Genomic DNA, 22,089 nt, shown 5'->3' on the forward strand with positions numbered 1-22,089 from the left:
GGGGGTAGGGGGGGTTAAGAAATGGGATGAGGAGAGCCGGATGAGGAAGGGCCGCAGGGTTTTTTTGTTGGTTGGCCCCCCCACCCCCCCCTCCCCCCCCCCCCCCCCCCGCGCCGACGCGTCCGCTAAGAGCACAGTTACGCGTGCCCGTTGCTCGACAGTGAGCGCGACTTCAGTGCGAGCTTGTACGTCTTCGAGCGTCGCGAGCGGGACACGCCGAGGCTCTGGCACTCACACCACCTCCGACTACATCCCGGTATCTTGGTTGTGATCGGGGTAGACATGACTGCCGTCCTAGACGGCAAGATTGGATATCCAGGTATGTCGTCGGCTCTCTTTGTAGCCCCTGCGGTCGTCTTCGCCGCTTGTTTCCTGAGCGCGATGCTCGTGTGTGTGTTTATCGTCAAGCACACTGGCAAGACCGAGGGCTTGTCTCACTTCGCGGATGTGATCCGCGCGTTTTGGCGTCGTAAGGGTTAGTTGTCGCCCGCTTCCTTCGGTGGACGTCCGCCAGCGGCGCGGACCCCGAGCTCCCCGGGCAACTGCTTGAGTGCGTCGGCGGTGGCCTTGTCGGTGACCTCGGCCTCACCGTCGACGAAGGTCACACCGAGGTCGTGCACGGTCAGCGCCGGGTACTTCGTGCTGGTGAACTTCATCAGGCACCCGCCACGGTGAGGCCGGTGATCTTGCCGTGGGCGTTCTCCGGCCCGTACTCCAGCCCGATCTCCCCGTAGATCTGGGCCTTGTCCACCGAGCCGGTCTTGGCCAGGGGTTCGGAGAACAGGAAGCCCTTGCCGGGCGTCTCGAGCAGCACCGGCGCGCACTGGTCCAGGGACACCACTTCGACGGCATCGGCGGGCATGTAGCGGTTGAGCATCACGTTCAGCGTGCCGAAGTCGGTTTCGATGGTCGTCAGGGAGACACCAGCGACGTTGCGGGTCTGTTCGCGATAGTTCTTCTTCGTGATGAACTCAGTTGTCAGCTGCCGTTTCTGCCACGCCCCGCACATCAACGTGGCTGTCTCCGACACCTGGATGCCGCCGCTCGTCCAGACCTTTTGCAGCAGGTCCAAAACCATCGCTTCCGTCAGCGGTGCAGGGGTGGCGTTGGTGATCACGTTCGTCTTGGTCGCCTCCAGGATCCCGCGCGTCTTGCGGACCTTGGAGTTGTCGGTGGGTTCCTGGAACGTGCCGGTGATGAACCCGGCTTCGACGTCGCGCCCGATCTGGATCAGCGCTTGACGGGTCTGCCAGTCCATTTCGTTCACGACCGGGTTGGTGCCGCCGATCGACGCGGCGTTGGGGTTGGCCGAGCCGGTGCCCGCGAACATCTGTTGCGTGGCCTGGCGGGTGTAGGTGACGCCGATGGTTTCCTGGTGGATCTCCAGGACGTTGCGGTCGGTGCCCCGGACGCGGGTGTCCGGGTTGGGCGCGTCCGCGCCTTCGGCCCGCTGCCGGTTGGCGTCCGGGGCGCGCAGGTCGTAGACCTGCCAGGTGTGCACGACAGCGTTGGCGCGCTTGCCGCCGGTCAGGCCACCGATGGCGGACAGGAACGGGGTGTCGGTCGGAGTGAGGGCGAACAGTTCGCCCACGAAGTTCGGTGCGTTGTAGGTGTTGGCGATCGCGGCCACACCAGGCATAACGGTCTCCTCAAAGGGTGTACGGGTGGTGTGCCGCCCATGCGGCCGGGAACAAGCGCGTTAGCGCTTCTGAGCTGCCTGTTCGGCGAGGCGCTGATTTTTCAGCGTGATCGCGGTGGCCCAGTCGCCGCGCTTCTCCGCGTCGGCGATCTGCGAGTCGTAGCCCGCCGGGCCGGACTGCCGCGCGCCTTGCGACGGGTCGGGCGCGGGCCGGCGAGGACCGGCCGGTGCACCGGTCCGGGCGAGGTGCGGGCGGGCGAGGAGAACCGCGGCGAGGTCGGCCGCAATGGCGGTGGTGTCGATCTCGCCATCGGTGCTGACGTAGCGGTCGCGGTCGTCGAGGTAGCGGGGTGCGTCGGTCGGATCCGCCCACCCCGACGCGGCGGCGCGGATCTCCGCGTCCACCGCCCGCCGCCGCAACACGGCCACCTGTTTCTCGGCGGACTCGGCGCGCTTCGCGGTCTTCTCCGCGTCGGTCTGCTGCTCGGCCTCGATCGCGTCGAGCTTCGCCGCCTTGCTCTTGTGGTCCTTGGCGGTCTTCTCGGCCTTGCTCAGCTTGGCCTGAGCCTGCTCGAACAGGGCCTTATAATCCACTTCGGCGGCCTGTCCGGTCTCGGCCGGTGTGCTGGCCTGCCCGGTCTCGGGTGGGGTCGTGCCGGGCGCGGTCGTGCTCGGCTCCGGCGGGGTCTGCGAGGTGGGGGCGTTGTCGCCGGGTACGCGGGAATCAGTCACTACCTGTCCTCATGGAGATGCACTGAGTGCCGTCAGAGGCACGTATGAAAAACTCGTGGCGTGAACGCCAAGCCGACGCGAACACAGGCCGCCGTGGCCGTCCTTGGCGCATGCTCGGTCGGAGCTCAAGTCGTCGCCGGTGCCAGCAACGGAATCACGACATGGCAGCTCACCTGGATGCTGGCCGCCATGATCACGTTCGCAGGCGGCGCGATCGCCGCTGCACCTTCAAAAAAAACGTGCAGAAAATATCTGTGCAGATAATTCAACGCTTCGACGCGTTGAACAGCGCATATGCCGATCTGGCTATGGCCTACTTGGAGCTTCGGTGCGCGGACGTAGGGCATCCGCCACGATCCATTGCCGATGCGTCGTACCTCCGGCGCCGGGGGTTCCGAGCATGAAGGTGACGAACCCGACCCAGTGACCTGTGGTCGTTGCGATCCAGGCGCTGAGCGTTCCCGGCACGAGCCCAGTGAGGTCCAGTCCATCGGGGACAGCCGCCTTAGGAGCCCCGATCGGGAAGACTCGGCGCAGGTCGACCCACACCGGTTGACCTGGATCAACCGTGTGCAGATACGGCACCCCTCCACGATCGGACATGTGTTCGATTATGCAACGCCCTGTAGCGGCAGCCATGCGGCCTGAGCTGCGGTGACACGGCTTGCGCCTGGTATGCCGACGATGGCCAGCCAGCGTTAAGACGCGCTTGCCGGTTCGCGGAACTGCACCGCCAGCGCGGGCCGCAGCCGTGACCCGGCAAGCACGCTCGGCCGCTCCTGTTCCTGACGGTCCGGCAGCTCGGCCGGATCACGATCCCGCGTCGGGCCGTTCTCGGCCGCGTCGTCTCGGTCGGCGTGCGGGGTGTCGGCCTCGCGGTCCTCGGTCTCCATGTCCCGGATCTGCGCGTCGGAGTAGCCGAGTGCCCGGCGCGCGGAGCGGCGCGGCAACAGCTTGTCTGCCGAGTACAGCTTGACCACACCGTCGGCCTGGGCGGCGAACGTCGGGGTAGCGGGGTCGACCCACTGGGTTTCGACCCGTAGTGCTTCGTCGGGCACCTTGCCGTCGCGCACGTGCAGGATGCGCTGCGCCACGCGGTTCCAGCCGCTGCCGAAGGACCGTTGCCGTCGTTCGGCCCGTTTGATGTGACGGGACTCCGACGACCGGATCCCTTCGGCGCTGGCGGGGTTCTCGGTGCTGTAGCCGAGGAAGTGCGGGGGCAGGCCGGACAGGCTGGCGACGAGGCGGGCGAGGGTGTTGAGGGTGTTGTGGAAGTTGGCCAGGTCGGCTTCGGGGAACTGGCCGACCGCCACGCCGTCATCCTTCGGTGATTTCGAGGACGCCCAGAGAACGCCGGCGACAGCTTCCCATGGGGTGAGCGGGTTTCCCTTGCTGTCAACGAAATCGTCTTTGTCGAAACCGAGCGCGTACCGTCGCGGCATCGCGTGGAACTCGGCGGACACCATCATGTCGGTGGCGATCTTGCAGGCCGCGTCCGACAGCGGCAGGACGCTCGCCAACTCCGAGCGTCCAAGCCGCGGGGGCGCGCTGCGGCGCCGTCGCGTGCGGGGCCGGTTCACCAGCGGCACGACGGGCACGACACCCATGCCGTGCCCGTCGCGGTCCGTCTCTTCCCAGACCCCGCCGCCGTTGTCGGAGCTGTACCAGATGGTTTCGTTCGGCAGGTACAGCGTGGCGTAAGCCTCGGACTGGTCCCCGTCTCCGTCCTCGGAGAACTGCCGCTTCAGCGAGGCCCGGACCTCGCGGGTACGTGGGTCAATGTCCACATGGACGTCGAAGGGGGACTCTACTGTCACCAGCGGCATGGACGGCCGGGCCTCGTTGGTGCCGATGATCGCGAAGGACCTGCCGAGTACCAGGGCGTCGATGTGTGCCTGCTCGGAGTGCAGGCCCAGCTCGTTCGCCGCCCAGATGTTCCACAAGTCCCGGTCAGCGGCCTGTTCGCCGCCGAGGCGGAACCCTGTCACGTCCAAGCGCTCGTCGAGGGAGTCCACGACCAGCTCAGGCCAGTTGATCACGACCTGCCGCACGCGGGTGTCCAGGCGGCGCAGCAGCTCCGGGTGCATGTACGACAGCGACTGCTCGCCCTCGTAGTAGGCATCCAGGATCTCCAGCCCAGGAATCTGTGCGTCGTGCTGCCGGGTTATACGGGTTAGCCACTGCTCCGGCGATAGGGCGCCTGGGTTGAACACTTCAGAGTCACCCCCGTACCTTGTCCTGATGACAATCTGGGTTGCCTTGATTGGGATAGCTGGGACCTTATTGGGCAGTTGGGGTGCTCAGCTCATAGCGGCGCACCGCGAACGCACAAAAGAGGACCTGAAGTGGAAACGAGAAGCTGGGCAACGCCTCTTTGACAAACAGCTCGAAGTCTACAACGAGGTCCTTAATTCAATTCATGAGTGGATCGCCGAGACGACGCATTGGAGACTATCCAAAGGGCGCGCAAAGGAGTACGAGCACACTTACGTGCGCATTGCTGAGCTGCGAACCCGTGCTGCGATGGCTGTTACCGCAGTACTGGTTCTTGGCACAAGGGAAATAGCCACGCTTGCCCAGGCGGCGGCAAGTGCGGCCGATGACTACAATGCGCAAGTTGAAGCCATAGTCAATCACCAGGGTTCGGATGAACCTAAAGAAGTCAACACGGGGTCGACATTGAAAGAGCTGCGGGACGCAATACGAAAAGAAATCTTTCAAAGTTCCAACGTGATCGAACGCTAGCCCATAACGATCATTTGGCTTGACTTTTTCGGTTTCTGGCCGCGCAGCCGCCAGCCCGAGATCGCCATGGCGGCGGTGGGTACCGCGTCGATGCGTTTACCGGTTTTCCCGCGTAGGGGCTTGTCGGGTCGGATGAGGTCGGGCTCGCCTGGTGGATGGCGCACCTCCACCGAGTCGAAGCAGAACGCCGCCACCGGGTTGCCGTGGTGTGACCACGAGCGGGAGCGGGTTAGCGTCATGAGTTCGGTCATGCCGTGGGTCATTCCGCGGAACGTCTGCGGCACCGGGTACATCGGTACTCGCGTGACCCGTTCCAAGCGCTGGCGGACGGGTTCGCCGCTCCACTCGTCGTAGTTGATATCGGCGACCCGCAACGCGGCGCAGTCGGCCGCGATATCGGCTTCGATCACCTCGTAGTCGATGACCTCGCCGGGAGTGGTGGTGATCCAGCCCTGGTCAACCCATTGGGTGACGCGGTGGTCGGTGTGCTCGTCGAGGAAGTCCACCCCGGCCTCCGGGAGCCAGAATCGCCACAGTGCCGAGACGTGGCCGTCGATGCCGTCCGGCACTATCAGGCACCAGGCCGTCAGGTCCAGCTTGGACGCGAGGTCCAGGCCGCCCCACGCTGGCCGGCGAGCAACCAGCTCCCGCAACCGCGCCGGTTCGGCGAACTCGGTTCCGGTGCACGCGGTGTAGAGGTGCATGGGCATCCACCGCGTGGACTGCGACACCCACTGATTCAGCCGGTACTGCCGGAAGCTGTTCTCCCGCGCGGGATCGTTGCGCGCTTCCAGCGCCTCTTCCCGTAGCGCGGCCAGCGAGAGGAAGTCACCCAGGGCAGGGTTCGCGTAGTACCAGTTCGCTTCGTCCCAGGGGTCCGCGTCGGCGGGCAGGTTGCGCAGGTAGACGAACCGGTGCGGCGCGCGGGACGGGTCTTCGGCGATCTTCACGCACTCGTCGTGCTCGGACTTGGCGAACGAGGTGGGGTCGTTGCCCGCCGTCGTGGCCGCGAGCAGCAGCGGCTGCACGCGGGTGCCCATGCCGGTCCGCAGCGCCGCCCACAGGTCACCGTTCGGCTGGGTCAGGACCTCGTCGAAGATTACGCATGACGGGTTCGTGCCGAGGTTACCCAGCGCGTCGGCCGCGACGACCTGATAGACCGAGTTGGTTTTCTCGTCCACGATCCTGGCGGCGTGCTCGACCACTCGCAGCCGTTTCGACAGCACCGGGGACAGTGCGACCATGCGGGCGGCGACGTTGAACACCAGACGGGCCTGGTCCTTGTCGCGGGCGGCGCCGTAGACCTCGGCGGACTCGACCCCGTCCCCGACGAGCATGTAGAGCGCGACGAACGCCAGCAGTTCGGACTTGCCGTTCTTGCGGGCGAGTTCGATCCAGCCGGACCGGTAGCGGCGGACGTAGGTCTGCCACTCCGGATCCCACCGGACCTCGCCGAACAGCGGCCGGACGATGTCGTCGCGCTGCCAGTCGGCGAGGATGAACGGGGTCCGTGCCCACCGGTCTTTGGTGTGCACGCAGATCTCTTCGGCGAACGCTTGCGCATGATCGGCGCGCTGGGCACAGAGGTGGTCGCCGCGTTGGCGGCAGGCACGTCCGTCGAAGGACCAGCCGCACAGCGGAAGCCGCGGTGACTTCGCCGTGCTGGTCTTGGAACTGGGTTTAGTCGTGCGGGAACGGGGTTTAGGAGAGGAGGCGGCCCGCGTCGCCCGAGGTCCCGCCATCGGCGCTCACCTCGGCCTTGATCGCCTGCCGGTCCGACGGAGTCAGGCCGAACCGCGCGGCGAACGTCAGGAACGTGCGCTCAGAATCGGCCTGCACCTTCAGTGCCGGGTTCGGCACCAGTCCACCGCCGCCGGGAACCAGCAGTGCGGAGCCGTTCACCAATGTGGTAGCTACGGCGTAGCGGGCTAGCGCCTCGCACAGCACACCGAAGGCGTCGACGTCCCACGCGGTCAGGACCTTGCGGGTGATCATGCTCGGCGCGAGCCGATCCCAGATCGCCCGTCCCTTCTCCGACAGCCACTCCGGCGGCACGATCTCCACCGCTGGCGGCACCGGCTCAGCGTCGTTAATCCGGTCCTTGCGGTCGCCGTGCAGAATGCGTAGCGAGGTCGGCTTGCCTGCGGGACCACGTTTTCCCATGACTAGCAACACCTCGCGTCGATCCGGCTCGCGATGGTTCCCCGCCCAGGTGGCTGCCGGAAGGGCAACTCACATGGACACCTTTGTGAACTAGAGGGCTTGAAAGGGGCGCGAAAGGGTCTCAGAAGGGTCTTCTTAGGGCCTTAAAAGGGCCACGGAGGGTCAACTCATATGGACGCTTCCGTTGCAGTGCCCCAATTATTTCCGGGAAAAACTCACAGGCTAGGCTCGTGCACGGTGTCACTTCCCTCGTGGTCCGGTCGCTCCCGATTGTTCGGGGTCGACGATCGGGAGGCAGGTAAGCCTCCCAGAAGGGAGAACACGAATGAGTGAACACCGAAAGGATGGAGACGACCCCGGTGATCCACTGCCGGACGAATCTCGCGGACCGTCGCCGGAGGATCCCGGTGGCCAACCGCTGGATCACGCCTCCAGCCGGGGTAAAAACCTCGACTGGAGGCGCAACCTCATCACGGTGATCCAGCTCCTGACGGCGCTGGCTGCCGCAGCCCACGAGTTTGCGAAGCTACTGGGCTAGGCAGGGGGCGGCGTTCGTCTTCGACGGGCGCCGCCCTCATCTTTGCCGCACTGCTGCTTTACTGTTTAAACGGTAAAGCAGCAGTGGCCTGAGACTACCGCGTAGTTGCGCGTAGCTCTCACGGTGCCTAACGCTAACTGCAGCGTTAGGTCTCAGCTGACGCCGCTGGACGCCTTGCCCTTACCCTTCGCCTTGGGGGCGGTGGTGGCCTTCTTGCGGGCGGCGCCGCGCTTCTTGGCTGCGGCGGCGGTCTGTCGCTTGCGTGGAGGCATTCAGTTCACCCCCTCTCCGCGTCGTCGGGTTCCGGCATGGTGACGCCGAGCAGTTCCGCCGTGGCGTAGCCGTCGAGGTACTTGTCCCCGATGACGACGAGACCGGCGGCGGCGAGGAAGGCGTCCTTGTCGTCCTGGCTTTTGAAGCAGACGCAGAACCAGTACTCGCTTTCGGTCGCGAGCTGCATCCGTTCCAGCTCGCGGGCGGTGCGTTCGCGGAAGCCGCGGTGCAGGGCGTCGAGCTCGGCGCGCGCGTCGTCCTCTTCGTCGCCGGTGTACTCGACGCCGGCGAGCGGATCGGGGTCTGGCTCGGCCGTGAGCAGGGCCAGCACGTCCTCGTTGGACTTCATGCCGGACACGGACGACGCCATTTTCAGCTGCGCGAGCAGCGCAGCATTCGGATCAGCGGGTGAGGTCATGGCGCAGCAACTCCAGCTCGGCGAGGGGGAACCAGTCCAGGATTCGGGCGTAGTCCTCGGGTGCGTGACGGCTCAGCGGTTCGATGAACCGGTAGTCCAGCCCGTCGAACGAGCGGCCGAACCACTCGTAGTCCGGCGGCAAGGGGCAGGCGTGCCGCTTGATTGCGGCGCGGACGTCGGCGATCTGCCAATCCCAGATGGCCGACACCTTGCGCGTGTCGTGGCGGATCGGGCCGTGGGTGGACATGGCCATACGCCGCATCGGGCTATCGGTGGCCCGGACACCGTCGACGTTCCACGCGTCCACGGCCACGCCGACGTCCTGGCGCAGCGTCGCGGCCACGTCCTCATAGGTGAACTCCGTCAGCCCGGCCGCGTCGATGATTCGCCACCGCTCGGGCGGGCAGAACACGTAGTTGACCAGCCACCGGTAGAGGCTGGGGTGGGGCAGGTCGTAGATCTTCTGCCCGAAGAAGTCCTCATACATCTTGAGGCTGTCGGCGACGAACTGCAGGCCGGGCACGCTGTAGAGGTGATACGGGACCACGGGGATGCCGCGTTCGCGCAGCGCCAGCCACGCGCTGAGCGAGTCCTTGCCTCGGGAGAAGGCGAGCAGAACCGGTTTCCCCTCGGCCTCCATGTCGCCGAGGATCTGTTCCGACGACGGCAGGCCGTCGATGGTGATCACGGGTACCTCCGTAAGACGTGGTGTGCACCGAGTGCACGAATGTGCACCAGGGCAACGGTTTCAGGGTCCTTCGCTGGCCCTTTCACGGCGGACGATCTTGCCGACGCCGGACGCGGAGAGCCGCGCGGGCACGGCGGTGTCGCGGTAGGACTCGCCCGCCGCTACCAGCTCGATGACCAGGCGGTTTCGTTCCGCGTGCCACGCGTCCGCCTGGTCGGCGGCGCGCTCCAGTTCGTGCGCGAGGTCGGCGCGCCGCTGCTCGGCGCGAGCGATCGGGCCAGACGTAGGGGAAGGGGCGCTCAAAACCTGGCACCACCCCTCCGGGGTTCAGGGGCTTGTGCGCCAGGACACCGCTGAGGGGGCCTCCCCCTGGGGCGACGCTGCGCCCAGCCAGCCACTCGCTAGAGACCCGCCATGCGATGCAGACCCGAGCTCTGTCCACTCTGGACCGCCTAGTGCGGTCGGTTCCACCCACCTCGGGTTACGGGATTCCGGGCGGTCACCCTGCTATGACACGGAGCACACAAGCCTCTGCCGAACCGCGGGTCATCCGGATCACGACCAGCGGCGACCAAGTCCTTGCGGATCATCGGCCAATGGTCGGCCACGGTAGACGGCTGACCACAGGCTCGGTCCGGATGGTTCCGGCAGTCGATCAGGTCGCACCGGCACACAGGATCCCGCCTCAGTACGCCAGGTCTGAATTTGGAGCGATGCCCTGCTGTATATCCACGTTGCGCCGAGTTGCCGAATGATAGCCGGGCGCGGGCCAGGCAATCGCGACACCGACCGCCGGAACGGGTCATATTTCCGCAGCCCGGACGAGTGCAAGACCGATAAGCGCGTTCGGGCATGGATTCAGTCCCGTCTCTATGCGCCCATTCGGTAAATCGCCAGAATATGAGGGATTAGACTATTCGGGTGAACTTTTAATCAGCATATTGACTAGTGACTTCTGTAAATACACTCTGGCTCGGCTAGTCAATTCGGGGTGCAGCAACACCTCGGTAAACGAAAAGAGGAATCAATGTCACGTGATCTTCCTGCGCCAGAGCGCGAGTACGGTGCGAATTATTCCAGAACCGCGCATCTGACCGACCTCGCGAAATTTGCCGCATATCTACTGAAGGATCTGCGTCTACGCGCTGATACGGATCTGGCCAGCGGTGCAGACTTGAGTATTCACATTGCGGAGCGTCGGCGGTTGACGCTGTGCATCGGCGGGCTGAGCAACGAATTTCTGTTCGCCTGCCTGCGAACTCGCCGCCTGAGCGCAGCTGCCAACGAGATGACGGATCGCGCGTTGGGCATCCTTGAAACCTATAACTGGCGCACCTTGTATGACGTGCGCGATGTGCGGTTTCTGCCGCAAGTGGTGGCGGTGTCCGAAGAAGACTATGCCAGCGGGAAGTGGACTCCTGGCGTTGTCGTCCATTAGCACCGTTCCCGCAGTCATCAGCGAAAGGCAAGGCCACATGTTCACGCTGCCCAGGCCGGACGAATGCGAACGAGTGCGTATGTTCGGTGATCGAGTTGCCGACACCGCACATGTCAGGCGTTTGTCCACTCTTGCGCGGATCATCGTGCGGGACATGAATGCGGAGTTTCGGTCAAGCGTGTCGTCGCCGGAGCGATTCGGCATTAACGGCTGGATCTACGGCGAACGCGTTATCGATCTGGAGGTCGCCGGTTTTCTTGACTCCGAGTTGGACGATCCTGAATTCCTGCATGTAACCCGGCAGGAGTTTTGCGACTTCGTCGATCGGTACAACTGGACGCACCCAAGCGACGAACGGGACCAGAGATTCCAAGGCGCGGTGTTCTTCTGCAATGAGGAGGAGCAGCGCATCCGTCACCACTGTGGACGCGTTCGCACGTACCGGAGCTGGCGCCGCTTCCTCGGTCGCCGCCATCGGCCGTTTCTGCCGCTGGCGCGTGGCTGGCTCTGACGTCCCATCTCCACTCCTAGACGTGACTGTGCCCCCGGTCAACCGGTGCAGCAACACCATCCCGGGGGCGCAGCGCGGAACCCACGAAAAGAGGAAAATGAGCTCCGACGAGTACGACTTTAGCGCTTTCATCCCTGGCTTGTCGCCAACCGATGCACATCAGGTCTATCGGCTGGCGCGCAATGTCTTCGTCAACGCGCTTCGGGACGCCCTCCACGACTGCACTGAGACGCAGGAGCAGTACTACGCTGCGGTCAGTAGCAAGAGCCTCGTCCTGCGAGTTCTCCACCTGATCTCCGCAGGCTACGGCAGTACGCCGAAGTTCAACGTGCCGGAGCTGGCACCGCCGTTGTGGCAGGCCGTCCTGTCGGACTACGTGGCCTTCGATGAGGAACAGCAGGTTCACGTGTTGACCGCGAAGGGACGCGGGGTCCTCATGCGATGGTATGAGTTGGTTGAACCGATCAAGGATCACCCGAGGTTCGCGCCACTGTGGGCTGAGGTGACCGACTAGCAAGCCAGGCATGCGGGCCGGTGGCGTTGAGACGTCATCGGCCCGCGTCCGTGATCACGGAGAGGTTAGCCAGTGCCGAAGTCGCACAAGGAACCCACGGACGAAGAACGTCTCGACGCGATCACCGCCCAGGCCGCGCGAGTGCGCGAACTAGAGGCGCAGCGGGCTGCGGCGGAACGCGCACTTCGCGAACTTGTCGCCGACGCCCGCCGCGCAGGGTTGCTCACCAAGGATCTCGGGCAGGCCACGGGGTGGTCTAAAGGCAAAATGGCAACAGTCTTGACTGAAGCGGGGATCCCTGGGGATCGGTCCGCACCACGAAAGCGTCCCGCCACCTCGTAGCCTCTGACCTGGGGTTTTCACCCCTTCGGACTATTGACTAGTCCCCAGTGTATAGACACTGTTGAAGGGTTCTGATCGGCTCCGGGGCAGGTGCAGCAACACCAACCCCCGGAACATCATGAAAAGAGGAACGGCAATGTCTAACCCTGCAAAGCCTGCTCTCAAGCAAGCCGGTAAGACCCCTGGTAAGCCCACTGCGGCTACCAAGGCCCCAGTAGGCGGCAAGGCACCAGCCGGGCGGCCTGGAAAGCCTGCGGCAACCTCCAAGGCTCCAGTCACGGAAAGTAGTGGGGGTACTACAGGGAAGGCTGGGGCTAAGTCGGCTCCGGCGGCTAACCCTGCTCCGGTGCTGCCGAAGGTGCGCGATGCTTGGTGCACCCTTGCCACCCAGGTCAATGGGTCGCGCACGGCGGCCGAGTTGGTTGCGAAGGCGGGTTTGAAGGACTGGGATGTCCGTCCGGAGCCTGCGTTCGCGTTGGTGCCGACTGGGGCGTGCGTCGAGTGTGGCAAGGCGATTGGTGTGAAGCACAAGGCGGACTGTTTCCTGGGTGAGGCCGAGCCGGGCGAGGAGTTCGACGGCAAGGTCGATGAGAATGACACGACCGAGCCGATGGAGATTCCGGGCTACTACGCGCTGGTGCGCACTAATCCGAGCACGGGTAAGCGTGAGGCGATCGGGGGTTCGGCTCGGCAGTTCACGCCCGCCGCGATCGAGGACCGCGCGCAGATGCTCACCGACATGGCCAAGCAGTTGAACGCGAAGTACGGTGCCGCTGGTCCATTGTGGAGTAACACGGCGGGGTTCGTGTCGATCCGGCAGGCCGACCCGATCAAGGTGGGCAAGGTCGACGAACTGGAGATGCGCGTGGTGGTGGTGTGCTCGCTCGTGCCAGGTAAGCCGTCGCAGGTGCTGTTCTCGCCGGTGCGTCCGGCGTCGGCGACGGTGCAGCATTTCGGGTTGACGCCGCAGAATCTGGATGCGGTGTCGAATCCGAGTTCGCGGCTGTCTGAGGGCAGTCAGGCGATCGCGGCGGCACAGGCCGCCGTGGAAGAGGTCGCGGAGCGCGCGGGAAAGTTGCTGGCCGCGAAGATGACGCTGACCGCCTTCGGGGAACTGTGCAACGAGTTGTGGAAGCCGCCGTCGGACACGGCGAACACCTGGTTGAAGGAGCAGCACAAGGTTCGTAAGGCGATGCTGGAGATGCTGTTCTTCGGCGACTACGACATGTTCGCCGGAATCGGCAGGACGCGATGGGCGGCGTGGCAGGCGATCCAGACCGTCGCTGAGCACATGCCGCACGTGCCGATCAAGGATGATGACAAGGATGCCGAGCTTGCCCGCCGTGCCGAGCAAGCCTTGTTCGGCCGGTCTGCCAGCATTGCGGCGGAAGCACTGCGGAGGCTGGAGAAGTGACCATGCGGCCGTAGCGTTCTCAACGGCAACCAGCCACCCCAGGGGGACCGGACACTGTCCGGTCCCCCTGGGGCTTTTCCGGGGCTCTGCGGGCCTCTCAGGGCCTGAAACGGCCGGTGGATTGAGGGCAAGCAGCCATGCTCACCAGCCAAATTCAGGGGTCTGTCAGTGTCCGGTCCCTGTGGGGTTCTTCGGGGCCTGCGGGCCTCTCCAGGGTGGGAACGGCCGGAGGTTTGGGGGTGTGCGGACAGCGGCTCACCGCGTGCGGCCTGCTCAGTGAGGGATGCCGGGGCCAGCGTCCGGTGGCCGCTGTCCGCACATGACGAAGGCCCCGCGCCGGAGGGGGAGGGAGCGCGGGGCCTTCAAGGAAACCGTTAGCTCGATGGGTATAGCTCCGCCAAGCCCTGTCAGTATCGCTGGTCCGTGATCATCGTGTCAAGGCTATTCACAGTCCAGGGCAAGGGTTTCCGCCCGCTGGCTGTCGAGCACCTGGCCGAGTTGGGCCCAATGTTCTAGGCCCCACCGCGAATCACAGGCCGCGCACACCGTTTCCACTCGGTCAGTGTCCACAGAGAGCGCGGGTCGGCGCAGCCATTCCTGTTCGGTGTCAGACCACACGAGAACCGTGGTGTGGCGGCAGGTGGGGCATGCGTGCCCGCGTAGCCGGTAGGTCGGAGCGGGATTGAGCACCGACCGGCCAGCGGCCACCCACCGCTCAGCTTCCTGGGCTGCGTAGGCGAGGTAATCGACGTCCTCTAGCTGCCAGGATCCCGCGTGCGAGGCCCACAACCTCAGCTGTCCGGCGAGAGACGGTCGCCCGCCGGTTCCGAAGAGATCGTGTCCCAGAGCCGCCAGCGCTCCCCGGAGAGTCTGGCTGATCTCGGCTACCAGCGCGAGCGCGTTCAACGACGCGGGCGGCCGTGAACCTCGCGCGGAGCCGCCCGTGCGTTCGGTGCCCGGTTGCGTCGCGGTCACCAGCTGGTCGATCAGGCACGGCGCGAGAGCGCGTTCCACGGCTCCGGAGTCGCGGAGCAGGGTGTGCATGTTCGGCTGGATGAGTTGATCGATCGCGGCGTCGAAGGCCAGCCGCGCGGCCAGCGGGTCGGCCTGGTGCTCCTCGGCCGTGTGAGGGGTGAGGGTGCTGGTCATCGAGTGGTCTCCTGTTCGGGTGTGCCGTTGGCGCGCTCGAGTTCGGCTTGGGCGAGGCGGAGGCGGGAAGGGTGCATCCGGTGCACGGGGTCGCGCAGCTCCCGGACGCCTGCCCGGTTGCGCGAGAGCGGCCCGCACACCGCCCAGGCCCGTGCCTTGCAGAACGGGCAGGCCACGGAGCGAGCGAGGTCGTGGTCCGGGTTGCGTTTCCAGCCCATCGCCGCGTACACCGCCCGGATTCCGAGCATCCCCGCCTGCCGGTAGTAGTCGCGGGCGGTCGCGCGTGGTGAAGCCGCGGACTGAACCGGCGCGGGTTCGCCCGGATCGCGATCGCGGGCCGCGTCACAATGACCGGCGATCTCGGACGGTGTCGCCCGCCGCGCGGCCGGGCCGAGCGCGACGAAGGCACGATGACATTCGGCGAGGCTGTAGCCGGCGAGGCCGGACTCCCAAGCCGAGACGACGTCCTCCGCCACGTGCGCGCCGGTGTGCCGGATCAGCAGGCCGCGCACGTCGGAGCGGCTCATCACCGCGTGCAGGGTGCTCATGCGATCGCCTGGTCGAGCGCGGCGTCGAGGATCGCGGTCAGCTGGTCGGCGTCCGCGTTCTGCGGCTGCGCCTGCCGGACGACCAGGCCGAGGCCGTGCTGGTCGTCCTCGGCGATCGCGGCTGAGCGCAGGCTCTCGAACCGGTCCACCATCTCCGCGTCCCAAGCGCGTTTTTTCGGATCTGTCGCGATACGGGCCGCACGCATTCGCTCCCCGACGAGCATCGGCAGGAAGGTCGGCGGTAGCGCCTTGCTCGACCACGCGGCCAGACCCGCACCGATGGTGTTGCTGCCGATGCCTTCGCGCAGCAGCGGGATCACCTGCGCCACGAGCTGCGCCCGGACAGGCGCGGGTACCGACGAGCCGTAGAAGTCCACCAGCCGTTCAGCCTCGGCCCGTCGCCGCTGACGCACCGAGCCCGGTGGGGCAGCGCCCGCGGAATCGCCGCGGCTGTCCTCTTGCGCCGACAACGTGGCGGCTGGTACTCGCGTGGCGCGGGCGTCGTGCGCGTCACGCGCGGGTAACCCCACTTTCTCACTACGAGAAGTGAAAGAAGGTTCTCCAGTCTCCCGCTCCCTACTCCCTTCTCCCAGGTCCTTCGCCGTACCCTTCCGCGAAGGGGTCACGGAAGGGTTCGCCGAACCCCGTGAGCTGGGCACGGGCCGGTCGACGCCGGGTGCGTTCTCCCCGCCGGAGCCCGGTTCGGACACTCCGTCCGGGCGCGCGGGCCGTCCCGCCGGCGAGGGGCGGCCAGACGGACGGACCGCCATCGCGGCCTTGACGACCGGCGGCAGTTCACGCGCTCCGGCCTCCAGCTCATTCGCCGCGACCGCCGGGGCCGGGCCAGTCACGTGCGCGGGCAACCGCCGCAGTTCGGCGGCGAGCGCAGCCCGCAGGATCGGAGACTCAATATCGAACGCGACGCGCAGCGCACCACGCAGCATGTTCGGCTGCTTGTACAGCTCGTCACTGCGGATGAACGACCTGACAAGGAGTTCCTCGGTGTCCTGGTCGATCACCACGAACCGGGCGGCATCCAGCTCCGAGAGCGCCGCGCGCATCTCCGTCAGATCCAGGTCTGCGTGCGGACGGTTCCAGCGCTTCACCGCCAGGTCGAGAACCCCGGCATAAGACAGCTTCCGCTGTGAGAAAAGCTGGATATACAAGAGCTTCGCCTCGCGCGAGAGCGCGCGGAAGTCGTCCTTGTCCCAGATGTTCAAATCGAGGCGTGCATGATCACGCGCCATGAAGAAACCCCCTACAGGCCAAGAAAAACAGGTACGACAAGGACCCGCCGCAGATCGGCGCGGCGGGACAGAATGCGGGCACAGCGGGCCCGCGAAGGTCAGGAAGCGGCTGGTTGCTCGGCGGTCTCGTGCTCAGCCAGGGCGGCTGCGTCAAAGGCATAGACCGGCTGGAGTTTGCCGATGTTGCGGCCACCGGAATCGGTCGAGCGGACATAGCGGCCGGTAGCGACCAGCAGTCCTGCCGCGCGTAACCGGTTCACGGTCGCGCCGACGAGTTGCGGCTGAACCCATCCGGGCAGCAGTGTCCGCCAGCGGTTCGCGGTGGTCTCGCGGAACGGGTCGGCCAGCGCGTCACGCACGATCACCGTGACGATCGCGAGCACCTGCGCCTCATTCCGCGGTTCCGCCGTCAGCAGCGCGGCGACCGTGGCAGCGGTTTCACCGTCCGCCGACGAGCTGGCCCCGCGAGCCTGGGCGACCATCGCCCCAGCCAGCGAGACCAGCTCGGAGAACGGAACAGTCATGCGTCGAGCAGCCGGAACGTCCACACCTCGGAAATGTCGGCGCATTCCTTCGCGATCTCCGGGTACCGGGCCTTGAGCGTGCTCTGATCGAGCCCGATCCGCAGGGCGCTGGAGAACGACACCACTGGCACACCGCCGACCGTGCCGACCTCGGCACCGGCCGCGATCAGCGCCGCTTTCAGCACGGCCTCGTGCTCTTTGCGTTCCTTGCTCAGCCTCGCCTGCTTGGCCTTGATCCGGCGCAGCGAGCCGACCAGGTGCGCGAAGGCGTCCACCGGCCGCGCGGACGGGGCGGGGCCGTTCTCTTGCTGTTCGGGCTCGGGCGCGGGGGTGGTGATACCGGTTTCGGGCATGGCAAGGCCGCCTCCTGACGGCACGCGGAAAGTCGCAAAAAGTGGGGAGTGAGAGAAAGGGGCGCGGAAGGCCCACGGGGAGACGGCTAGTTCGAGTCGCCGTGTGATGTGCCAGCCGGAACGAAGGTCCGGCGGCTGAGGTGCGCGGCGATCGCGCTGTCGGGAACGCTGGGCCGTCCTCGGCCCGAGCCGACACGAACCGAGGCAAGCTCGCCGCTGCGAATCATCCTGCGCACGGTGGGCACGCTGCGGCGAAGACGCGCGGCGGTTTCCTGCACCGTGTTCAACAGATCATCGTTACTGACTTGTGCTCCACTGCTCACGAATGGCTGAGCAGGGTTCTGACCAGGCATAGCATCCCCTCCAGTCGGTCGACCACCCCCGGGCGGGCCTCGCCCAACGGTGTCCGAGTGCCCCCCTCGGGCGTTGCTCTCTGTGACTCCAACCTGCCGCTACGCGCGGTCAGCGTCAAGCTTTAATGTAAAAACTGATCACTGCTGAACACTTGTGACCACTTATTCCTTGGAATGACGTGACCTCGGTCTCTTTTATGTCGCTCATTGTGCTGCTGTGCATGGCTATGGCCGCTCGATAGGCTTGCCTTACACTCACCGTCGCTTACTCCATTGGGGTGAGGGTCGCTCACCACTCGACGACGCAGGGGGACGTTCGTGGCTGACGAGACCGGGCCGGTTCTTCGGTCGACGGAGAACATCGCGGCCCTGATCCGCGGATACTGCACGCCGCAGACGGTCGCCGAGTACGAGCGCACCCACGGCCTCGCCAAAGGCGCGCTGGGCAACTACGTCAAGCAGTCCACCGCTCCAGCGCGGATGCCGCTCGCGGAGAAGATCCAGCAGATCGCCGAGTGGCTCGGTGCACCCATCCGTGAGGTCTCGCGGGCTTTCGCCGCAGACTTTGACCTGCCCCTCTACGACGACGAGCCGCCATCGGAGAGCGAGACGAAGATCCTGAACACGTACCGCTCACTGCCGCCCAATATGCAGGCACTCGCCTGCAAGATGATGGACGCCTTCGTCATAGCGGCCTTCCCGCCGGATTCCCCGTCTTCCACCGCCCCTGAGGACGAACTGCTCCGTTCGCCGCAACGCATGTAACGAAACCTGCTGTGGTGGGATGATCACTTCTGAGAGGACTGATCGAACAAGGGTTCGCCCGGTACACCTGACGTCGTACCACCACGCGGTGGCCGAGCTTCCCGGCGTCGGTGCGCCACTCAGCGCGTACCTACGCGCGGCGAGCGTGCGTTCCGGCAACACAATGGGGAGTACAGGTGCTGTACCGCATCGAACTGGGAGCAGACATCCGCCAGTCCTGGGAGCTGGCGCAGGATGACCAGGGCCGCATGGTCCTGCTCGTCCGGGAACGCCACATCACCCCTCGGATTGGCGAACTGATCGACCACTTTCAAGCCCCCGACGCGGCAGGCAGCGCATCAGATCAGCGACCGGACAGTCCGGGCGCCACACTTCCGCCGGCGATCCCGCTACCCCAACAGCGCAGCAGCGGTAGTTCCAAGTCAGCGGAAGACGCCGTTCTCTCTACCTCCTGATCGGAACGCAAGAGGCAGAACGCTCCCTCGATCAGGCCCCGGCGAGCTCGCGAAGCCACCGGATTGCCGCAGCAGGATCCTCAGGGCCCTGATGTTAGGGGCACGTACCGCCATGACGTCGCCTGTAGGCTGGCGGGTACACGAACCGCAGTTGCGAGAAGTGATGGGCAGGTGTCTGCCGTGGATCAGGACAACGCGATCGGTCAGCGACTTCGCGAGGTTCGCTCGTGGCGAGGGCTTACGCTGCGTGAAGCCGCTGAGTTGTCGGGGCTTTCCGCCGGATATTTGGGCAAGACCGAGCGGGGCGAGAAGCCGATCAACAACCGCAACGTGTTGGAGAACCTGTCCAGCACCCTTCAGATTTCCCCCACGGAGCTGACTGGGGCGCCGTACCAGCCAGGCGATCCTGTAGGCGCAGAGGCTCACGCGTCGTTGCGTCATGTCGAAACCGCGCTGTCATCACTCGACCTTGGTGTCGACCCTGGCGTGAAGTCCCGCCCCTGGCCACGTCTCGACAAAGAGGTGCGTTATCTGAACGGGGTGCTCCGAGTCGAGGCGGACTACGCCGCTCAAGGCCGCGTCGTACCCGAGCTGCTCATCCAGCTCCATGCTGCATACGTCCAGCAACCAGAGCGCCGACCTGAGGTACTCGTCGGCCTGATCCACGTTTTCCACTCTGCCGCTGTCTTGACAAAGAACCTTGGCCTCCGGGGGTACCCCGTGATGGCGGCCCGGCTGGCAGAGGCGTGCGCGGAAGAACTCGACTCGCCGAAGTGGCTCGGCTTCACTGCCTGGTTGCGCGGTCATGCGGGCGGCAGTCAAGGCCGGGCGCATCAGTACGGTCTAAGCGTTCGAAGCATCGACAAGCTGTCCACATTCTCCGACGACGATGATGTGACACAGGCGTTGGGAATGCTCCACTTGAATGCAGCTCTAGCGGCGGCAGCGCAAAAGGACGGTGACGGTGCCGCTACACACCTCGCCGAAGCGACAGATCTTGCGCAAAGGCTTCCGGAGGTTTACGACAACTTCGGATTCCTCCATTTCGGGCTTAACAACGTCGGCATCTGGCGTGTCAGCCTGGCTACAGAACTCGGCGAAGGCGGCAAGGTAGCCGAACTAGCACGCGGTGTCCGACCAGACGCCATCCCTGCCAAGGCTCGTCAGGGCATGTTCTGGGCCGACCTGGGCAGGGCGCTCATCTCTGAGCGACGGACACGAGAGCAAGGCATTCGGGCACTCATGAGGGCGGAGAAGGCGGCGCCGCAGCGCGTTCGGAACAACATCTTCGTCCGTGAAGCGGTATCCGACTTGCTCCGTCAGGCGCGCCGTGAAGCCGGAGGCCGTGACCTGCGCGGCCTTGCTTGGCGAATGGGCGTAGCTCCAAACGGGTGATCAAGCCCTTTTGTGTCCCGCTGGGACACAAACGCGTCGAGGCGGCTCATAGCGTTGTACCTCCAACTGGAGGTGACGACGAGGTGTTCCGAGAGCTGGATGATTCGGTTAGCGCTCAGCTTGCCGCAATCGAGCGCGTCGCGACGGCCGGTGATGACAATGCTGCGGCGAAGCTAGCGCGCTCAGAAGTATTACCATTAGTCGCAGCGGTGCGTTCGCTTCTCGATGGTCACGGCCCCGACGAAAGTGGTCGATGCCCAGCCTGTGGCCGCCGACGCGTATGGCTGCTTCAGCTTTGGCGTCGGCCTAATGCGCCATGCCGTGCCTACCTGGCCGCTGGGCGCGCACTTCTCGCTGAAGTAGACCCACGGCACGCCCTGCGCGCACTTTGCTAATAGAGCTACTCGGTCTATCAACACCGCTATCGGTTAGCCCGTGCACAGGCACGGAGTCGGCTGAGCGCGACCGTCCAAAGAATCGGGCTGGCGCGTTCATGAGAAGCGCAGGTGGCTTGAGCCAGGCAGTACTACCTGGTTCGCCTGCGTCGCTGGTTCGCGCGGTCGCACCGCAACCCCCTCCTGCCGCGCGGACCAGCACCCAATCGTTCGAGAGGAACTCCGTTATGGCCATCGTCGCCTCGCGACATCCGACCGAGTCACTTCTTCATGCCGCGGTTACCTACGCCGAGCTTGGCTGGCCTGTGTTGCCGGGGCCTGTGTGCGACGGGCTTACTAGTTGGCATCCGGTTACCGCAGAGCATTTGGGGTGCTGCGAAGCGGCTGTCGATGACAACCTGGCCACCACCGACAGCGCCGTGATAGGCGGGTGGTGGGCGCATCATCCGCACATCATCTTGACGGTGACCGGCACGCATTTTGACGTACTCCGCGTACCGACTCCTCTCGCTTCAGAGGCCGCTGGACTGATGTCGGTTCCTCTCGGCCCTGTTGCTCTCGCCGCAGATGGCGTGCGGTTCTTCGTCGAGCCAGGCGCGACGCTCACACCGGAACTGGCCAAGGTGCATGGCATCGAATTGCTCCAACTCGGAGGATTGCAGCCATTGCCGCCCAGTCGGGTCAAAACCGGCGTTGTGTCGTGGTGGATTCCGCCGTCGGCAACGCGAGATCGGTTCGGCAATGCTGATCGTATCCAGGCGGCCTTGATCGACTCGATGCGACCCGGGATCCGTGCACACACGGCAAGTCCAGGATTCCGAGATGACCAACGCGTCGGAATGGTCTGATGATCGGGCATGGCGTGCTGTGCTGCACGACGACGTACAGCATCGGTTAGGGGACGAAAGAAAGCAGCTCCGTACAAAGGCGCAGATATTTGGCGTTTCTCAGTGCGGAAAGGTCTGCACGCTCGGCAGATTCTCATCGGGATGCTCCCAGTGCCCGACATGCTTTCCCTCTTGGCCGAGCGATCAGGACACTCAGATAATTCGGCCTGCCCTACCAAAGCGGATCCCGCAGCCGGTACCTCAACGGCCCAGCAGGAAGGGCAATCATGCAAGTGGCTGGTTTGGTGATTGAATGGCCGACACAGACCAAGAGCAACGGTGGACGCTCGCGCTGATCAGCGTGGAGTGCTGGGGCACTCCGAGTGGTCCCCGATCTACCTCCAGTATCAACATGTACTCCTCTCGCTTGCGTTTTCGAGGCGCCGCCTTGGAACGCAGGCTTCGATGAGGAAAATAACAGGAAAGGAGGTGCAAAAATGGGTGAAAACGAAGAGATGACTCCTCTGGTGGTCTCGGTCAAACCGAAGACCGTGACCAGCGATCGGACCGAGTTCCACCTGTCCGACGGTCAGGACGAGGGCGAAACCCGCGATCCGGCGTAGCACTCATCAAGTTCGGGGAGGTCTCGCGCGCGGTGCGAGA

27 protein-coding genes are annotated in these 22,089 nt (G+C 65.1%); 11 read left to right on the forward strand and 16 right to left on the reverse strand.

Annotation, left to right across the window (positions count from 1 at the left end):
• Nucleotides 1–476: 476 nt before the first annotated feature.
• From ACZ6DT_RS06040 to ACZ6DT_RS06060, 5 genes are all read right to left on the reverse strand, one after another.
• Nucleotides 477–656, reverse strand: a complete 180-nt coding sequence (locus tag ACZ6DT_RS06040) for a hypothetical protein (protein ID WP_465589388.1) — start codon at nt 654–656, stop codon at nt 477–479.
• The gene (locus tag ACZ6DT_RS06045; protein WP_465589391.1) at nt 656–1,639 is read right to left on the reverse strand and encodes an SU10 major capsid protein; all 984 of its coding nucleotides are present in this window, start codon (nt 1,637–1,639) and stop codon (nt 656–658) included. The genes ACZ6DT_RS06040 and ACZ6DT_RS06045 overlap by 1 nt, the downstream gene beginning before the upstream one ends.
• Before the next feature lie 60 nt (nt 1,640–1,699).
• Entirely contained in the window at nt 1,700–2,371 is a 672-nt protein-coding gene (locus ACZ6DT_RS06050; protein WP_465589394.1) for a hypothetical protein, read from the reverse strand.
• A 125-nt stretch (nt 2,372–2,496) separates the two neighbouring features.
• Nucleotides 2,497–2,718, reverse strand: coding sequence for a hypothetical protein (locus ACZ6DT_RS06055; protein ID WP_465589397.1), 222 nt, complete (start codon nt 2,716–2,718; stop codon nt 2,497–2,499).
• A gap of 351 nt (nt 2,719–3,069) precedes the next feature.
• Nucleotides 3,070–4,584 carry a phage portal protein gene (locus ACZ6DT_RS06060; protein WP_465589399.1) on the reverse strand — a complete coding sequence of 505 codons (1,515 nt, stop codon included), beginning with the start codon at nt 4,582–4,584 and terminating at the stop codon, nt 3,070–3,072.
• Between the two features lie 28 nt (nt 4,585–4,612).
• Here ACZ6DT_RS06060 and ACZ6DT_RS06065 point away from each other — a divergent pair, with 28 nt between their 5' ends.
• Nucleotides 4,613–5,116, forward strand: a complete 504-nt coding sequence (locus ACZ6DT_RS06065) for a hypothetical protein (RefSeq protein ID WP_465589402.1) — start codon at nt 4,613–4,615, stop codon at nt 5,114–5,116.
• Here ACZ6DT_RS06065 and ACZ6DT_RS06070 read toward each other — a convergent pair.
• Nucleotides 5,113–6,651 carry a terminase large subunit gene (locus ACZ6DT_RS06070; RefSeq protein ID WP_465589405.1) on the reverse strand — a complete coding sequence of 513 codons (1,539 nt, stop codon included), beginning with the start codon at nt 6,649–6,651 and terminating at the stop codon, nt 5,113–5,115. The genes ACZ6DT_RS06065 and ACZ6DT_RS06070 overlap by 4 nt on opposite strands.
• Between ACZ6DT_RS06070 and ACZ6DT_RS06075 the strand changes: the two genes are divergently transcribed.
• The gene (locus tag ACZ6DT_RS06075) at nt 6,646–6,768 is read left to right on the forward strand and encodes a hypothetical protein (RefSeq protein WP_465589408.1); all 123 of its coding nucleotides are present in this window, start codon (nt 6,646–6,648) and stop codon (nt 6,766–6,768) included. The two genes, ACZ6DT_RS06070 and ACZ6DT_RS06075, sit on opposite strands and share 6 nt — an antisense overlap.
• Before the next feature lie 49 nt (nt 6,769–6,817).
• On the opposite strand, the gene ACZ6DT_RS06080 is transcribed toward ACZ6DT_RS06075, so the two are convergent.
• The 4 genes from ACZ6DT_RS06080 to ACZ6DT_RS06095 form a co-directional block, all read right to left on the reverse strand.
• Complete coding sequence (locus ACZ6DT_RS06080) at nt 6,818–7,279, reverse strand: phage terminase small subunit P27 family (RefSeq protein ID WP_465589411.1); 462 nt, start codon at nt 7,277–7,279, stop codon at nt 6,818–6,820.
• 815 nt (nt 7,280–8,094) lie between these two features.
• Nucleotides 8,095–8,508, reverse strand: a complete 414-nt coding sequence (locus ACZ6DT_RS06085) for a hypothetical protein (RefSeq protein ID WP_465589414.1) — start codon at nt 8,506–8,508, stop codon at nt 8,095–8,097.
• The gene (locus tag ACZ6DT_RS06090) at nt 8,492–9,196 is read right to left on the reverse strand and encodes an adenine nucleotide alpha hydrolase family protein (protein ID WP_465589417.1); all 705 of its coding nucleotides are present in this window, start codon (nt 9,194–9,196) and stop codon (nt 8,492–8,494) included. Before ACZ6DT_RS06090 ends, ACZ6DT_RS06085 begins: the two co-directional genes overlap by 17 nt.
• A gap of 60 nt (nt 9,197–9,256) precedes the next feature.
• Nucleotides 9,257–9,499: a hypothetical protein gene (locus ACZ6DT_RS06095; protein WP_465589420.1), complete on the reverse strand. Its 243-nt coding sequence runs from the start codon at nt 9,497–9,499 to the stop codon at nt 9,257–9,259.
• Nucleotides 9,500–10,187: 688 nt separating this feature from the next.
• On the opposite strand from ACZ6DT_RS06095, the gene ACZ6DT_RS06100 reads away from it, so the two are divergent.
• The 4 genes from ACZ6DT_RS06100 (at nt 10,188) to ACZ6DT_RS06115 (ending at nt 13,415) form a co-directional block, all read left to right on the forward strand.
• The gene (locus ACZ6DT_RS06100) at nt 10,188–10,634 is read left to right on the forward strand and encodes a hypothetical protein (RefSeq protein ID WP_465589423.1); all 447 of its coding nucleotides are present in this window, start codon (nt 10,188–10,190) and stop codon (nt 10,632–10,634) included.
• Nucleotides 10,635–10,671: 37 nt separating this feature from the next.
• Nucleotides 10,672–11,145 carry a hypothetical protein gene (locus ACZ6DT_RS06105; protein WP_465589425.1) on the forward strand — a complete coding sequence of 158 codons (474 nt, stop codon included), beginning with the start codon at nt 10,672–10,674 and terminating at the stop codon, nt 11,143–11,145.
• A 97-nt stretch (nt 11,146–11,242) separates the two neighbouring features.
• Nucleotides 11,243–11,659: a hypothetical protein gene (locus ACZ6DT_RS06110; RefSeq protein ID WP_465589428.1), complete on the forward strand. Its 417-nt coding sequence runs from the start codon at nt 11,243–11,245 to the stop codon at nt 11,657–11,659.
• A gap of 688 nt (nt 11,660–12,347) precedes the next feature.
• Nucleotides 12,348–13,415 carry a DUF932 domain-containing protein gene (locus ACZ6DT_RS06115; protein WP_465589431.1) on the forward strand — a complete coding sequence of 356 codons (1,068 nt, stop codon included), beginning with the start codon at nt 12,348–12,350 and terminating at the stop codon, nt 13,413–13,415.
• A 441-nt stretch (nt 13,416–13,856) separates the two neighbouring features.
• On the opposite strand, the gene ACZ6DT_RS06120 is transcribed toward ACZ6DT_RS06115, so the two are convergent.
• From ACZ6DT_RS06120 to ACZ6DT_RS06145, 6 genes are all read right to left on the reverse strand, one after another.
• The gene (locus ACZ6DT_RS06120) at nt 13,857–14,564 is read right to left on the reverse strand and encodes a DUF7341 domain-containing protein (RefSeq protein ID WP_465589434.1); all 708 of its coding nucleotides are present in this window, start codon (nt 14,562–14,564) and stop codon (nt 13,857–13,859) included.
• A complete protein-coding gene (locus ACZ6DT_RS06125; RefSeq protein WP_465589437.1) occupies nt 14,561–15,112 on the reverse strand; it encodes a zinc finger domain-containing protein in 552 nt (183 codons plus the stop codon). Before ACZ6DT_RS06125 ends, ACZ6DT_RS06120 begins: the two co-directional genes overlap by 4 nt.
• Nucleotides 15,109–16,359 (reverse strand): hypothetical protein, encoded by a 1,251-nt coding sequence (locus ACZ6DT_RS06130; protein ID WP_465589440.1) that lies wholly within the window; start codon nt 16,357–16,359, stop codon nt 15,109–15,111. Before ACZ6DT_RS06130 ends, ACZ6DT_RS06125 begins: the two co-directional genes overlap by 4 nt.
• A 98-nt stretch (nt 16,360–16,457) precedes the next feature.
• The gene (locus tag ACZ6DT_RS06135; RefSeq protein WP_465589443.1) at nt 16,458–16,883 is read right to left on the reverse strand and encodes a hypothetical protein; all 426 of its coding nucleotides are present in this window, start codon (nt 16,881–16,883) and stop codon (nt 16,458–16,460) included.
• Nucleotides 16,880–17,236 (reverse strand): hypothetical protein, encoded by a 357-nt coding sequence (locus ACZ6DT_RS06140; RefSeq protein ID WP_465589446.1) that lies wholly within the window; start codon nt 17,234–17,236, stop codon nt 16,880–16,882. The genes ACZ6DT_RS06135 and ACZ6DT_RS06140 overlap by 4 nt, the downstream gene beginning before the upstream one ends.
• Nucleotides 17,237–17,322: 86 nt before the next feature.
• On the reverse strand, nt 17,323–17,514 hold the full coding sequence (locus ACZ6DT_RS06145) for a helix-turn-helix domain-containing protein (protein ID WP_465590526.1): 192 nt from the start codon (nt 17,512–17,514) through the stop codon (nt 17,323–17,325).
• 393 nt (nt 17,515–17,907) lie between these two features.
• Here ACZ6DT_RS06145 and ACZ6DT_RS06150 point away from each other — a divergent pair, with 393 nt between their 5' ends.
• From ACZ6DT_RS06150 to ACZ6DT_RS06170, 5 genes are all read left to right on the forward strand, one after another.
• Nucleotides 17,908–18,354, forward strand: a complete 447-nt coding sequence (locus tag ACZ6DT_RS06150; RefSeq protein ID WP_465589449.1) for a hypothetical protein — start codon at nt 17,908–17,910, stop codon at nt 18,352–18,354.
• Nucleotides 18,355–18,530: 176 nt separating this feature from the next.
• A complete protein-coding gene (locus ACZ6DT_RS06155; protein ID WP_465589452.1) occupies nt 18,531–18,809 on the forward strand; it encodes a hypothetical protein in 279 nt (92 codons plus the stop codon).
• A 180-nt stretch (nt 18,810–18,989) separates the two neighbouring features.
• The gene (locus ACZ6DT_RS06160; protein WP_465589455.1) at nt 18,990–20,204 is read left to right on the forward strand and encodes a helix-turn-helix domain-containing protein; all 1,215 of its coding nucleotides are present in this window, start codon (nt 18,990–18,992) and stop codon (nt 20,202–20,204) included.
• Nucleotides 20,205–20,826: 622 nt separating this feature from the next.
• Nucleotides 20,827–21,447 (forward strand): bifunctional DNA primase/polymerase, encoded by a 621-nt coding sequence (locus ACZ6DT_RS06165; protein ID WP_465589457.1) that lies wholly within the window; start codon nt 20,827–20,829, stop codon nt 21,445–21,447.
• A 476-nt stretch (nt 21,448–21,923) separates the two neighbouring features.
• Complete coding sequence (locus ACZ6DT_RS06170; RefSeq protein WP_465589460.1) at nt 21,924–22,049, forward strand: hypothetical protein; 126 nt, start codon at nt 21,924–21,926, stop codon at nt 22,047–22,049.
• Nucleotides 22,050–22,089: the final 40 nt, after the last annotated feature.

The organism is Amycolatopsis sp. NPDC041971 (assembly GCF_055588925.1).

Bases quoted from the DNA above. Each gene is read 5' to 3' on its own strand.
- ACZ6DT_RS06040 (WP_465589388.1), bottom strand. From the start codon at position 656: ATGAAGTTCACCAGCACGAAGTACCCGGCGCTGACCGTGCACGACCTC.
- ACZ6DT_RS06045 (WP_465589391.1), bottom strand. From the start codon at position 1,639: ATGCCTGGTGTGGCCGCGATCGCCAACACCTACAACGCACCGAACTTC.
- ACZ6DT_RS06055 (WP_465589397.1), bottom strand. From the start codon at position 2,718: ATGCCCTACGTCCGCGCACCGAAGCTCCAAGTAGGCCATAGCCAGATC.
- ACZ6DT_RS06065 (WP_465589402.1), top strand. From the start codon at position 4,613: ATGACAATCTGGGTTGCCTTGATTGGGATAGCTGGGACCTTATTGGGC.
- ACZ6DT_RS06080 (WP_465589411.1), bottom strand. From the start codon at position 7,279: ATGGGAAAACGTGGTCCCGCAGGCAAGCCGACCTCGCTACGCATTCTG.
- ACZ6DT_RS06085 (WP_465589414.1), bottom strand. From the start codon at position 8,508: ATGACCTCACCCGCTGATCCGAATGCTGCGCTGCTCGCGCAGCTGAAA.
- ACZ6DT_RS06105 (WP_465589425.1), top strand. From the start codon at position 10,672: ATGTTCACGCTGCCCAGGCCGGACGAATGCGAACGAGTGCGTATGTTC.
- ACZ6DT_RS06110 (WP_465589428.1), top strand. From the start codon at position 11,243: ATGAGCTCCGACGAGTACGACTTTAGCGCTTTCATCCCTGGCTTGTCG.
- ACZ6DT_RS06120 (WP_465589434.1), bottom strand. From the start codon at position 14,564: ATGACCAGCACCCTCACCCCTCACACGGCCGAGGAGCACCAGGCCGAC.
- ACZ6DT_RS06125 (WP_465589437.1), bottom strand. From the start codon at position 15,112: ATGAGCACCCTGCACGCGGTGATGAGCCGCTCCGACGTGCGCGGCCTG.
- ACZ6DT_RS06130 (WP_465589440.1), bottom strand. From the start codon at position 16,359: ATGGCGCGTGATCATGCACGCCTCGATTTGAACATCTGGGACAAGGAC.
- ACZ6DT_RS06135 (WP_465589443.1), bottom strand. From the start codon at position 16,883: ATGACTGTTCCGTTCTCCGAGCTGGTCTCGCTGGCTGGGGCGATGGTC.
- ACZ6DT_RS06140 (WP_465589446.1), bottom strand. From the start codon at position 17,236: ATGCCCGAAACCGGTATCACCACCCCCGCGCCCGAGCCCGAACAGCAA.
- ACZ6DT_RS06165 (WP_465589457.1), top strand. From the start codon at position 20,827: ATGGCCATCGTCGCCTCGCGACATCCGACCGAGTCACTTCTTCATGCC.
- ACZ6DT_RS06170 (WP_465589460.1), top strand. From the start codon at position 21,924: ATGGGTGAAAACGAAGAGATGACTCCTCTGGTGGTCTCGGTCAAACCG.